This is a genomic window from Nostoc sp. (assembly GCF_036917655.1).
Lineage (GTDB): Bacteria > Cyanobacteriota > Cyanobacteriia > Cyanobacteriales > Nostocaceae > Nostoc.
In genome coordinates this window covers 1-12,109 of the sequence record NZ_JBALCY010000012.1, presented here as the reverse complement: position 1 = coordinate 12,109, position 12,109 = coordinate 1, and the positions used below count along the sequence as shown (strand labels likewise).

Here is a 12,109-nt window from a genome sequence, read left to right as displayed (position 1 = left end):
AGTGGTGCCGATAGCACTCGAAATAATCACAAATCAATCCAATGGGACAATCTGTCATGCCAAAGCCTGTGCTAACTTTTATTTGGTAGATGGACGTAAGCGATCGCAATCAAACTCCTGCCGAGTGCGATCGCTTCTAATTATCTGGAACTGATTTTTGGTTGCTCAAAGGCAGCAGTAAAGTACCCAGTGGGGCATAATCGCTTTAATTTTTGTGCGTGGGCTTCGGCGTCGTTGCGAAAACGATAACGAGCGACTTCTTTAAATCCTTCCTTTGTGGCTGACATGACTAGCCAAGGTCTATGTTCTATATCGGCTCTCATGGATTCCTCACCCCGTTGATTAAACATTCAACTAGTCCCTCTCTGTCTGAAATTGCTAATTCGCCTTTGATTGCCAGCATTAGGCTAAACAAATCCTCGCTAGTCCGAGGCTCCGTAGAAAGGAAAGCTAAGTCCGCGGCCATCATGGAGATGAGGCACAATTTCTCGGCTCTATTCAAGCGTTCAAACTTTGCGCCGTAAGTATCCTCCATATCTTCCAGTACTCCCCCGTCACCGGGAGTGTAGCTGGTATAATATCCAGGGGAATGTGCCATAGTTAATGTTTATCCGTCTAATTACTAATAGGTTCTGTAGCGCTTGTTTTTCAGGCGCTATTTGTTTTTGAGTCGCTGAATGCTCTTAATCTGCTTGGTAGTACATAGGCACTGCTGCACTGCATGAAGTGCATCGAGGAGACTAAGGTCGGGATTGTACAGTCCGGTTTTCACCATGTCTGCGTAGACTGGCGATTCTAAAATGCGCTGTAAACTGGACTCCAGCGTTTGTAAGTCTTTGGTGATATCTGCGTATTTGTTCATTTCTCAGGTCTAAGGAGCCATCAGCACAGACGACCCCGTGCTGACGGAGGGAGATTAAAAACGTGGTTAAGTGGTATTTGGATTTTCGTCTAGGGTTGCCTCCAGAGAAAGGAATCGTTTATTTATTCGCCCGACCCAGGGTCATCCGCTTCTTCCTTAGAGTTAATTGCAATATTGAGAAAGTTGCCTATCAAATGAAAACCAACGATAAAAAATGGCTGTTCTGCGACATCTTTTATGGTTATCACCGCGTTGCCTGGGTAGCCTTGTAGTTGTTCGACGAGTTCCTGAACTGTTCTTGTCATGTTGGTTTTCTCCTGGGTTGGTTGGTTAGTCGAATTGGATTGGAAGAAATCACCGCGCGGCAATCTCGTTACCGCGCTCGGTTCTTGGTGATGGCAGGGTGTTTCCGCGCCGTAGCACGGGTGCTTGCTCCGGTGGTGCCACGCAAAGGGTTAGGCGTGGGGGAGCGAATAATAGATTTTTGAATATCTATTATTGCTATAATATTGCATATTCAGATACTCTAGTCAATAATGGATTTTTGGATATGCAATAATTGAGTGAGTAGATATGAAAAGTACAAATGGCAAGCAGAGGACGTCCGAGGGGCAGAGATACGAAAGGGGTCAGCCTGAAAGTGAACCCAGAGGCATGGGAGCTTTTCCAGGCACTAGCTCAGAATATGGGTCTTACGAGGTCGGAACTAGTGGAGAAGATAGCCACAAATCAAATCCCGTTATCGCAGGAGGATGCACAACTAATCAAATCTCTGGGAAACTCGTCAGCCAGCTAATAGATGAGACTGAAAAACAGCTGGCTTATTATGAAGAACAAGTTGAAGTCCTAAGAGACAGGCTCAAAGAGCTAAAGCAAATCCCTGAAACTCTTACAGATGTAGACCACACTGAATAAAGCCGTCCTGCCTGCTCTGGCAAGGACGGTTTTGTTTTGTGCGATTTCCTATTGTCGCCATCTGGCGGCGCATCTACGACTAAACACGTTTTAAACCTCCTAATATGCGGAAATTCCCCGATGTCTACATCCAGGGAAAAGCCGCATGGTGGGTTGAGTCGTACTACCAACTCAACCATGTCAATAACTCTAACTTACTGCATTGTCCAAGCACTATTGCTCTTATTGCGGACGCTTATTTATCTTCGTCACCGCAAAGAAAAGCAAAACAGCAAATCTGAATCCTCTCCCCAGGAACAACGCCCCCGTCAACCATCGGGGAAAATCTCTCATTCATACCGCACAGACCCTAAAAACCGAGAATTGCAAGCCGACTTACTTACCCTGCTCAGAAATGATGTGCCAGCAGCCAAGCGCCTCTTAATACAGCAGAGGCAATCCAATCCGGGCAAATCAGATAACTGGTATCTATAAAAAGTGATTTATGACTTGGAACGCGACCGGCGTTAACCAATGTAGAAAGTGCGATCGCACTGCGGGGGATAAATGCGATCGTCGAACTCGATAGCGAACTGTGACCAATGAAACAAACCCAGAAGTACGCTAGAGCTTGCCAAGTCTTGACCTTCCCACATCGAACACAGAACGATCTGTACATGGAACTAAACCGACTCGGCTGGTACTGGAATTCTCAGAATAAAGAGTGGGAAAGAGATGACACTCCAGCAAAACTTGCAACCCAGCTAATTAGAGTTCGAGTCTGGGCGGCAACCGACAAAGTAGAACAAGCCGCAGAGTTATTTTTAGAAAAAGCTGAAGACAACGGCTTGCGATTGATAGAGAAATCGGCACCTTACATCAATCGTCCACCCAACCAAAACGACAGTAGAATCTACCTTACTTTTGAGGACATTAGCGATAACTCATAACCAATGACTAATAACCAATCAGCAAAAACCTACGGATTCTTGAAAGATAACACCCCATTTAATTGGTTATTTCCAGATAACAAAGTCCCGATTATTTCCCTTGTTCCTGTACGCCTAACACCAGAAGCACCGCCATGTTACGTGGTCGATTCTCAATATCTCACCAAAAAGCAAATAAAAGAACTAGCTATTCTGCTGTTCCAGGAACTGGAAAACTGCACTTCCTTCAAGATGGCGATTCAAATTGTCAAAGGAGGATTGCCACTAACCCACACCTGGTTTAGTGGAGTCGAAACATCAGATGCTGGAGAATTCTTTAGATTAATGGATCGGTAGCCATGAGCCAAGAAGAAGAAATCAAGGGTGCGATTGTCGTATTCCCCGACGAAATTTTATTTGCATCCCCAGAAGAGAATCGCGCCGGTCAAGCCGTTGCATTTCATTCGCATCAGTTGACTGAATTCGTGCAAACAGTCGATCCAGAATTGACTCGTGCCGAAGCCATAAGCTTGGCAGCCGTCATTATCAAGGATGCCCTTAATCATTTCAAAGAAGATCCAGAACTGGTTGCACAACTCAAGCAAATAGCCGAACAAGTAAGGATTCTACGCAAGTCATAAAAAGCTGCTTGCTATCATTCTGCTTGATATTTACAGGCAAAAAAAAGTAGCGGTCTATTTCTTCGCTACTCATTCCCAAAATTAACAATCATCACTACACAGGGGGGCATATAAATGACTTCATCAACGAAACTATTGCTGCACAGGAGGCGCACCAACAAAGACATCACTATACAGGGGCGTACTAATGACTTCATTGACAAAGACATCACTATACAGGAGGCATAATAATGACTGAGCTTAAGGACAATTATAGCATTTCTTCCGCAACTGCGACGTTAGAATTACCTGTTTTTCGTGTTCATGAAATCGCCACTGCTCACTATGATGAATGGGTGCAAAGCGCTGTTTCTAATACCATTATCTCGCTGAATGTCCGGACTATTACGGACTCCAGAGAGATAGATAAAATTCTCAATCAAAACACCCATAACAGACGTAAGCATTCAGATCATTTAGTTCCTGCATGGTGTGCTTCCGGGGTTGACCCTTTAACTGATGAACGCACACTAGAAGGGGCGCAGGTTAAGCCAGACAGCCCACCAGTAGGACAAGATGGGCGTATCCAGAAATACAAAGGCGCTAAAGAATTTATTGCCGCCCCACTATTTCTATACACTGGCATGGAAGGCTACTGGAAATCAATAATAGACAACATTCTCCAAGCAGTAATCATCACTGAAGGCCCCAAGAAAGCCGGTTCAGGGTTGACTATCGGACTGCCTACAATTAGCATTCCTGGGGTTACAACCTGTCGGAAACTTGGCAGACTGCATCAGTTACTAAAACTTTTTGCAGTACTGGGGAGGACTTTTTATATAGCTTTTGATAACGACATATTGAAGAAGCCTCCAGTACAGCAAGCTTTAATCGGGCTTGCAAGAGAATTAGCCGCTAGAGGCAGCAAAATAATGGTAATCATGCTGCCAGAAGGTGAAGCCAAAGGCATGGATGATTTCATCGCCCTGCATGGTGCCGAAGCCTTCAAACAACTAGTAGATGAAGCGGCAACTTTTGAGGAGTGGAAGGAGGAAATCGATTCACAAGTTGACCCGTCAACGAAACCAAAGAAATCAAGACTCAGTAGAAACTATCAACTAATTGATCAGCATTGGGGCGACCTCCTAAGATACAACGCTTTGAAAAAAATAGTCGAACTGCGCGGAGCAGAGCTTCCAGCAGACGATGTTCGGCTGAGGGCCGCCTTGGAGCTTGACGTTGATATGACTAACACCGATGCTCTTACTGTTGTCCGCAACATATCAAGAGATGATTCTTATTCGCCAGTAGTGGACTACCTGAACGAGGTGGAGTTGAAATTTCCTGAGATTGATCCGTCATTCCTCGATGGGCTAGCCCAGGAATATTTTTCTACCACCGACCCAATGCACAGCATTTACTTCAAGAAATTCCTGGTTTCGGCTGTAGCTCGTGCCAGAAAGCCTGGGGACAAGGTAGACACTGTTCTGATGTTGGCATCACCGAAGCAGGGTTTGTACAAGTCCACATTTTTCAGAGTCCTATTCGGTGATAATTGGTTTTCTGATCAACTGGGAACGGATTTAAGTGATAAAGACGAAAAAATGAAAATGCATCAGTACTGGTGTCATGAGTGGGCAGAGTTTGAGAGTATCTACAAAAAGAAAGATGTGTCCGCTCTCAAAAGTTTTATCACAGCAGTAGAAGACACATTTCGCGCTCCCTACGATCGCGGCATGGTGACTTATCAGCGACCTTGCGTCTTCGTGGGGACAACCAACGAACAAGAAATACTCAATGACCCAACAGGCAATAGACGATTCTGGATTATTGCGGTCAAAAAGAAAATTCCAATATTCGAGGTGATGAAAAATAGGGATAAAATCTGGGCCGCCGCGAACGCGCTCTACAAATCTGGGTTTGAGTGGAAGCTCACTGATGAACAGGAAGAACGACGGGAAATTTTGAACGAAGCATATCAAAGTGTTGACCCGTGGTCGGAAGTCATAGAGGAATTTATTCTTCCTGGACAGAGGTTTGTTTCAACTGAAAGTCTCTACAGGCTGTTGGATATCGAACTGTCAAAGAGAGATCCATTCATAGCGCGTCGAATTTCTAGTGTCATGCGTCACATGGGTTGGATATCGGGGCGCGAGAAGATTAATGATCGCTTGAAGCGTGGTTGGATTTTAGAAAATATTGAAAATAAAATTTCGTCTCAGACAGACGATTGCAATGGATCTAATGGATCAGCTTGCTACGAGCGGGTTCTAGCTGATCCATTGGACGACTTTCAAGATAATTGCAATGGATCTAATGGATCAGCTTACCAGGAGCGGGTTTCAGACGATCGATTTAATGAATCTCCAATGGTTGTAAGGGATCAACCTTCTACATCTGTATCAAATACTACTATTAGAAATCTGATCCCGGAGATCCATGTTGATCCATGTGAGTCCGCTGCAATGGATCAGCTGGAACCCAGTGATAGCAAGGGTGATCCATTGATCCATTGCAGCGACGATATTTTAGCTAAAAATACAAATTCCACAAAGCAGAAAATAGATTATCAGTTCTGGTTGATTGACCCGACAATTCTCACCATTGCAATTCCCAGCCAGTTCGGGGATATAAACTGCACTGCGGAACCCACTGCCACCATCATTAACAGGGCCAAAATGAAAGCAGGGTACGTTTGCAGGTTGACCATGTACTATCCCGATTGCACAAAAGCCAGTCTCGAAGATATTCGAGTCGAGGCTGCAACTGGGAAGAAAGACTTTGAGGCACTAGCCCATCGCATTGCGAAGGACTGGGCAGAAGAGGAACATAGCGAACTCCCTGCCGGCTGGATGCATCCAGAAGCGATCGCCGATCTCGAAGTTGGGTCAATGGTCTATATCAAAAATCTTCGGTCAGGGAAGTGGATATTAGGGAAAATTGAGGAGTACTGCGATCGTGGCGGATTCCTGGAAGTGCGCTGTAAGGGCAAGTTGCAAAAAATATTCTCGGTTGAAACTATAGGGTTTAAAACTGCACGGAATTTTGACCAATGACAGAGAAGATCATCCACTACGTTCCTGGGAACTGGGGAGGAAAAGGGATTCTAGTAGCTATATGCGGGAAAAGAGTAATTTACACTCAAGCTTCATCGGATTTTACAAACTGCCCTGAGTGCAAGACACTGTGGAAGCAAAGCTTAAAACCTGTGACCTTTCGCGTAGATTATGAGTAATTGTCTAGAGTGAATCCCCAGAGGATCAATCACCGCGATCGTGCGAACGAGAAAAAGATAGTTCCAGGTAAGTGACTGGGTAGACTAATTTTATACCTATTACTTACCATTTGAGATGAAAACACTAATAAGACTAGGATTTTTCTGTGCAGTGCTAGTTGGATGTAGGACTTTGCCTAACGCCAACGCTTTCATGTCAGGATCAGATAATTATGAGGTTCAATGGAGTGGATCTGCTGGAAGCAAGCTGTTCGGAAGTTATGTTATTGGTTCTAGAAGTGTCAGTATACCTTTGAGAGTAGAAAAAGTTGCAACAACACTTCCTTATAAAATAACTTTTTCTGCTCCAAAAAATGCCTTGATTTCGGCGGCAGGAGCAACACTTAATCAAGGCGCGGTAGAAATAAAAATTTTCAGGAATGGTTCAGAATGTGGAAAGGTGACGATGGTTGGAAGTGGAGCTATGGCTAATCAAGTTTGCCAATAGGTAAATTTTCAGAAATCTAGAATTTATCATCTCGAATTTGAAACCCAGATTCTTTGTGTAGAAAGCCGGATATCTGGGTTATCCAGTTAGCTAGTCTATTAAATTTATGCTGAATTGTTTTGTTAACATCATTAAGCCGATACTCGTAAATATTTTCTTTATCACTCTGATACTGAATTACGTGTATATCCAGTTTCCTCTCAATTGCAGTTATCTTGCTAATTAAAGTATATTCAAGTAAAGAAATACGGGAATTGATGTTAGCTTCGACCTGAGCCAGTCGGTAAATGGCTCCTACTAGGGCTACTAATCCAAGGATAATAGTTAGTGTACTAGAAACATCAATTTTCATTCTAAAATCCAAACATCTATTTTTACGATCCAAACCAAATTACTTATTTCTCTAGATTTGCGTTTTTTAATTCCTATCCTGCGTTCAAGAAAGCAAACAGGAGAGACGAATTCTAAAACCACAACTTCATCGCTAGGATAGGTTTTCTTCAATTGGTAAATTTCTATTTGTTCATTAATAAAATTAGCTTGGCATACCCAACCAGACATAAAACTGTGTGCAGTGCCAAGCAAACTATGCTTGAGTCGAAAAATACTTCCTTGAATAGGTGCAGTGAATTGCCAAGTATCAGTTATTTGAATTGCACTAACTGTCTGCCAGCCCATTATGCAAATTCCTGGATATCAGTTTCACCTATCTCTTCTAACCGCTCGTCATACTCTCCCCCATAAAGATATTCTTCCAATTGTTTATCTGTCACGGGTTCAAGCAGCCCAGATCCAGCATGAGCGCAAAATGCAAAGCCGCCTGGATCTTGTTGGGCTACTTGTCGCCAATGGGGAGGAATTGAAGTCTGTAAAGTCCAGTCAAACTCTGGATCGCCAGGAAGAATAATTAGTCTACTCAGGCAACAAGGCATAACTTACACCCCTAATACTCCATCCCTTCTCAACAGCATTAGTAATAATGCTTTGCTTAGGTTGAATAAAGGTACTAACAGTACCACTTCCCTCTTTTTTGGATGCCCTTGGTGGCTTGGGGGTAGAACCCCAGATTAAGTTTGTTGTATCGCCTGCGGCTTCCAATATTCCTAATTCCTCAGCATGAGATATTTCTGCTGCGGTAATATTCCAGGCATAATTATAACCACCTGGCATTGGAATATAAACAGTTCTTGTCAATCCGGCTGTTTTAATACCGCGAATATTTGAGCCTCTGCTAGTTATTGTCCAGCCAGCTTTTTGTAAGTTTTTCTCACTAGTACTTGAACAGAAACTAGAAACAGTTCCTGTAGTAATCAATTTACTAGCGCGATTTGGCTTGGGTGAGTTACAGCCAAAAAATACACCGACTGCCCCTGCAAAAGTAGTCTGTCCTAACTCACCTTTGTATGTTTCATGGAAGCCTTCATTAATTTGAAAGCCATACTTTAAGCCTGTTTTAAAGACTACATAAGCTTTAACTTTATTCCCGCGTCTACGTACCATTTTTTCTCCCTAATTATTTTTTCAAATTAACTAAACGTTAAAAGTACTAAACGTTAGGAGAAAATATCAAATTTTCATTCAGTGGAACCAGGAAGGTTGAGACGTGAGTAACAGAAACTTGCCCGTTAATGGGAGGACCATAACTGAAAGGAGGGTAAGAAGCTAGTTGTTCACCAGTCGCAAGAGGTGTATTAACTGTTGTTTGAGCATTGCCAGCAGCTATGCGGAGCTTATACAAAAGTTCTGCTACTCCTTCAGCCGTTAAATCTGCCACAGTAACGCCGTTAACTACACTGATGTCAACGTACAATTTGCCAGCAATTACAGTCAGAGCATTTGTTAATCCATTAGCAACAAGTGCGGTTTCAAGCTCTTGAAAAGTTAGATCGGTTCTAGCTGTCATATCGGTAAGTGATTTGTATTGCTTTTTACCAAATATGACATATAGAGTCAGAATGACAAGAGTAGATATTCAGACATTTAAAAAACCTACTGCACAAGGTTTGTAGGCTACTAGGAATGTAACCACCCATAGGGGGGGAAATCTGACTGACTCATTAAAGTGTTTGGTAAAAAATGGTATGTAAAGATTTGTTACGTCTAACCTAACGGTGATAAATCAGTTGGTTGTCGGTAAAGGTCAAGCCTACGCCGCCTACGTCTATAAGCTTGTTTTCCCCCAACAGGCACGCCTAAAATGTCTGTTGGTTCAGTAACTAAGGTTGCATAACAAGGGTAAACGCGAGTTGCTATTTTAATCTGGTTGACATTAACCTTAATTTCTTCAGTCACACTGAGACGAATAATCTGAGCAGTTGAAAGGGTGATAAGTCGCTGCATTACTTCCTCAGCTTCTTCCTTTGAGGCTGCATATACTGCCATTTGTCGGGCATTGTCTAAAAAAGCAGTACAGCGAAATTTACCCCAGGTAAAAGGCCGACATATTTCTTTAATTTGTTCATAAGTTAGCCCTTGCTTACAGTCTGGAATACTGTAATCCACACTTTTAGGATTAATCCCATTAATTCGCCAAGGTGGTTTTTCTACAGATTTAAAAAGTACCACAAGCTTTCTATCCATGTGCTTGGCTCGTGGTAAATCTTCGGTAGGCATTCCTACAATTTGCCCTACGTCTTTATTCCAAACTTGGCGTTGAGTAGCAATAGCCTGGAGTATAGCTAGCTTGATATCTCTCTGCCTACCAAAAATTACAATATCACCTTGAGATTTTACTAATCCTGTCATGTCATGGATCTGGGTTAATGCGTACAGCTTTTTGGTCGCCGTCGTTTACTTCGTGCCTTAAATCATCCATTGCCCAAATATCATCTAATCCCATAGATAAGATGTATCCCTGATCCCAGAATGCATTTTCTAAGCCTCCAAGATATCCACGTGCAAACTCTTGAAGAATTTTTGGTTGGATACTTTGGATTTTTTTATCTACTTGTGTTGCAAATGACCAACGCTCACCAGATTTCTCTACTGGCTCTAAACCGAATGCTTTCAAGCTACGAAGCGATAGAATCGATTGATAAAAAAGGTTTTGCGCCCCTAGTTGACCGATTAATTGAATACCAAATTTAAATTGATTTTCAATATTTTTACCTGCTGTATGCTTGATGTCTCCTTTAATAACAGCAATTTTCTCTCTAGCAATCTCTACAGCTAGCCTTGCCGGAATAATTGGGTAACGAATTGGAACTCCATCAATAACTGCAACTGTGACTACACGAATAGATACATCACCTAATATATAGCCCGCTAGATTAGCTATCATTCCATTGACAGCTTCAATTTGACTTTTTAATTGTTCATCTGATTGATTCCAGTCGAAATTATAAATTGTGTAAGATGTCATTTGGCAGAATTGCCATAGAGAAGTCCAACTAATCTGGATTCCTAAAGCATTAGCAATTGAGAGAGCAAAACCACCTAATCTTTTAAGTCCACCTAGTAATTTACCTAGTAAGCTTTTTCCATCGCTTCCAGAAGATTCAGCATACTGGCTAGAGAACGTACGTTTTTTGTACCAACGATTAGTACCATGATATTGAGTGGTTTGACCCACTTGTACATAATCTTTACCAGGTTCTAAATCAATACTTCCATCTGGATTAATTTTCATGTTAGTTTGCTCAAGTGTTCTTGAACTCTAGCAGTGATGTCCTCAATAACAAGCTGAGGAATACCATCAATTTTCATGTCACCAGGGGGTGAATTAAGTAGTTCTAAAAACTTTCTCCAGTCATCAGCATTTTCTGCAAATTGACCTAATGCAGATTTAGCAATTATGCTTCCCATAACATCGTCGCCTGGAGCAGCGAAACCAGTTAGTGCAGCTTTAGTAATCCCAGCACTAATTAGCAAGGTATTGAGTTTATGCTCTAGATGTCCGTTGCGGTGTGTGTAAGTAATTATTTGCTGATCTGATTCTTTGAGAAAAGCTTTAATATCTTGTTCACCTGGGGTAAACAGAGTTTTCACTGATTTAGGAACCTTGTTAAGTTGATATCCCAAATACTTAGCATTAGCAAGCGCTACATCCTGGGTTATGAGTGAAGCATTTTTTGTTGCTCCTACTTCAATTAAAGTTTTTACTCCCAGTTGAGTGTTGATTTCTAAATCATTATGCGTTAGCAGACTGATACCTGCTAATTCTGCCAGTGCATCACTCACATTATCCATGTAGATTTGCTTTTCGCCTTCCTCAGTATTAATAGTAATAGTGAGTGGAAACTCGCCCATGAAAGCTTTTAATTGTCCCAGTTGATAAGCATTAAAGCTAACACTATCAGATATCTTTTGATATTCTTGTGGTTGCCAATCTTTAATATCTACAATATCGCCCGTTGCTGGATTACGAGTGATATGAGGCATTAGACTAGGGGCAGCATCAACAGGCAACTTATGTAATCCCTCTCTGCGCCAAGTTACAGCCTGAAGGCTATAAAGCATTTGTGGTAAGTTATGAACTTGAACTGTTTGAGGTGTTATGTCAGCTTGAGGTGTTGCTGATTCCTGATAACAGCTTTTTATCTGTGATTTGATGGTTTGTTCTGGATTAAATCTTAAATTTAGATTTTCTCCCTCGAACCAATCGTTTCCACCAACAATTCTGTAAGTTCTACAAACTGTTTTACCTAATGATTCTATTTGATTACTAACCTGTTGAATTTGAGCTTGTAATCCATACAGTCCCAGTCCTCCATAAGGATAAGCTTCGGTTTGATCGGTTACGCAATTGTGAGAAAAAATCTCGCCTGCGATTGGAGGGAAATTAGCTGCTATTCCGGCCGTTATGGCAGTAGTAATTTCTTCTGGCGTCACGTTTGCTCCTTCTCCTGGTTCACCTTTAGTTCCTGGTTCACCTTTAGTTCCTGGTTCACCTTTAGTTCCTGGTTCACCTTTAGTTCCTGGTTCACCTTTAGTTCCTGGTTCACCTGGAGTACCTGGTTCACCTTTAGTTCCTGGTTCACCTGGAGTACCTGGTTCACCTGGAGTACCTGGTTCACCTGGAGTACCTGGTTCACCTGGAGTACCTGGTTCACCTTTAGTTCCTGGTTCACCTGGAGTACCTGG

At 42.3% G+C, this 12,109-nt stretch carries 21 protein-coding genes; 9 read left to right on the top strand and 12 right to left on the bottom strand.

Features of this window, described 5'->3' with window-relative positions:
- Nucleotide 1: 1 nt before the first annotated feature.
- Nucleotides 2-154, top strand: coding sequence for a hypothetical protein (locus V7K30_RS07115; protein ID WP_334998415.1), 153 nt, complete (start codon nucleotides 2-4; stop codon nucleotides 152-154).
- On the opposite strand, the gene V7K30_RS07110 is transcribed toward V7K30_RS07115, so the two are convergent.
- From V7K30_RS07110 to V7K30_RS07095, 4 genes are all read right to left on the bottom strand, one after another.
- A complete protein-coding gene (locus tag V7K30_RS07110) occupies nucleotides 141-323 on the bottom strand; it encodes a hypothetical protein (protein WP_334998414.1) in 183 nt (60 codons plus the stop codon). The genes V7K30_RS07115 and V7K30_RS07110 overlap by 14 nt on opposite strands.
- Nucleotides 320-598, bottom strand: a complete 279-nt coding sequence (locus V7K30_RS07105; protein ID WP_334998413.1) for a hypothetical protein — start codon at nucleotides 596-598, stop codon at nucleotides 320-322. The genes V7K30_RS07110 and V7K30_RS07105 overlap by 4 nt, the downstream gene beginning before the upstream one ends.
- A 57-nt stretch (nucleotides 599-655) precedes the next feature.
- Entirely contained in the window at nucleotides 656-862 is a 207-nt protein-coding gene (locus V7K30_RS07100; RefSeq protein WP_334998412.1) for a hypothetical protein, read from the bottom strand.
- A gap of 122 nt (nucleotides 863-984) precedes the next feature.
- The gene (locus V7K30_RS07095) at nucleotides 985-1,167 is read right to left on the bottom strand and encodes a hypothetical protein (protein ID WP_334998411.1); all 183 of its coding nucleotides are present in this window, start codon (nucleotides 1,165-1,167) and stop codon (nucleotides 985-987) included.
- A 39-nt stretch (nucleotides 1,168-1,206) separates the two neighbouring features.
- Here V7K30_RS07095 and V7K30_RS07090 point away from each other — a divergent pair, with 39 nt between their 5' ends.
- The 8 genes from V7K30_RS07090 (at nucleotide 1,207) to V7K30_RS07055 (ending at nucleotide 7,027) form a co-directional block, all read left to right on the top strand.
- Nucleotides 1,207-1,350: a hypothetical protein gene (locus V7K30_RS07090; protein ID WP_334998410.1), complete on the top strand. Its 144-nt coding sequence runs from the start codon at nucleotides 1,207-1,209 to the stop codon at nucleotides 1,348-1,350.
- A gap of 85 nt (nucleotides 1,351-1,435) precedes the next feature.
- Complete coding sequence (locus tag V7K30_RS07085; protein ID WP_334998409.1) at nucleotides 1,436-1,777, top strand: hypothetical protein; 342 nt, start codon at nucleotides 1,436-1,438, stop codon at nucleotides 1,775-1,777.
- Nucleotides 1,778-1,897: 120 nt separating this feature from the next.
- Complete coding sequence (locus V7K30_RS07080) at nucleotides 1,898-2,251, top strand: hypothetical protein (RefSeq protein WP_334998408.1); 354 nt, start codon at nucleotides 1,898-1,900, stop codon at nucleotides 2,249-2,251.
- A 107-nt stretch (nucleotides 2,252-2,358) separates the two neighbouring features.
- Entirely contained in the window at nucleotides 2,359-2,706 is a 348-nt protein-coding gene (locus V7K30_RS07075) for a hypothetical protein (RefSeq protein ID WP_334998407.1), read from the top strand.
- Between the two features lie 3 nt (nucleotides 2,707-2,709).
- Nucleotides 2,710-3,042, top strand: a complete 333-nt coding sequence (locus tag V7K30_RS07070) for a hypothetical protein (RefSeq protein WP_334998406.1) — start codon at nucleotides 2,710-2,712, stop codon at nucleotides 3,040-3,042.
- 2 nt (nucleotides 3,043-3,044) lie between these two features.
- Complete coding sequence (locus tag V7K30_RS07065) at nucleotides 3,045-3,326, top strand: hypothetical protein (RefSeq protein WP_334998405.1); 282 nt, start codon at nucleotides 3,045-3,047, stop codon at nucleotides 3,324-3,326.
- A gap of 230 nt (nucleotides 3,327-3,556) precedes the next feature.
- A complete protein-coding gene (locus V7K30_RS07060; RefSeq protein ID WP_334998404.1) occupies nucleotides 3,557-6,361 on the top strand; it encodes a VapE domain-containing protein in 2,805 nt (934 codons plus the stop codon).
- Between the two features lie 372 nt (nucleotides 6,362-6,733).
- Nucleotides 6,734-7,027, top strand: coding sequence for a hypothetical protein (locus tag V7K30_RS07055; RefSeq protein WP_334998403.1), 294 nt, complete (start codon nucleotides 6,734-6,736; stop codon nucleotides 7,025-7,027).
- A 16-nt stretch (nucleotides 7,028-7,043) separates the two neighbouring features.
- Here V7K30_RS07055 and V7K30_RS07050 read toward each other — a convergent pair whose 3' ends face one another.
- From V7K30_RS07050 to V7K30_RS07015, 8 genes are all read right to left on the bottom strand, one after another.
- Complete coding sequence (locus V7K30_RS07050; RefSeq protein WP_334998402.1) at nucleotides 7,044-7,379, bottom strand: hypothetical protein; 336 nt, start codon at nucleotides 7,377-7,379, stop codon at nucleotides 7,044-7,046.
- Nucleotides 7,376-7,705, bottom strand: coding sequence for a hypothetical protein (locus V7K30_RS07045; RefSeq protein ID WP_334998401.1), 330 nt, complete (start codon nucleotides 7,703-7,705; stop codon nucleotides 7,376-7,378). The genes V7K30_RS07050 and V7K30_RS07045 overlap by 4 nt, the downstream gene beginning before the upstream one ends.
- Nucleotides 7,705-7,959, bottom strand: coding sequence for a hypothetical protein (locus V7K30_RS07040; protein WP_334998400.1), 255 nt, complete (start codon nucleotides 7,957-7,959; stop codon nucleotides 7,705-7,707). The genes V7K30_RS07045 and V7K30_RS07040 overlap by 1 nt, the downstream gene beginning before the upstream one ends.
- Nucleotides 7,940-8,527 (bottom strand): hypothetical protein, encoded by a 588-nt coding sequence (locus V7K30_RS07035; RefSeq protein WP_334998399.1) that lies wholly within the window; start codon nucleotides 8,525-8,527, stop codon nucleotides 7,940-7,942. Before V7K30_RS07035 ends, V7K30_RS07040 begins: the two co-directional genes overlap by 20 nt.
- Before the next feature lie 46 nt (nucleotides 8,528-8,573).
- A complete protein-coding gene (locus V7K30_RS07030; protein WP_334998398.1) occupies nucleotides 8,574-8,930 on the bottom strand; it encodes a hypothetical protein in 357 nt (118 codons plus the stop codon).
- Nucleotides 8,931-9,127: 197 nt separating this feature from the next.
- Nucleotides 9,128-9,772, bottom strand: a complete 645-nt coding sequence (locus V7K30_RS07025) for a hypothetical protein (protein WP_334998397.1) — start codon at nucleotides 9,770-9,772, stop codon at nucleotides 9,128-9,130.
- A gap of 1 nt (nucleotide 9,773) precedes the next feature.
- Entirely contained in the window at nucleotides 9,774-10,655 is an 882-nt protein-coding gene (locus V7K30_RS07020; RefSeq protein ID WP_334998396.1) for a hypothetical protein, read from the bottom strand.
- Nucleotides 10,652-12,109 (bottom strand): collagen-like triple helix repeat-containing protein (locus tag V7K30_RS07015; RefSeq protein WP_334998395.1); only part of this gene is annotated, 1,458 nt, incomplete at its 5' end. The genes V7K30_RS07020 and V7K30_RS07015, both read right to left, overlap by 4 nt.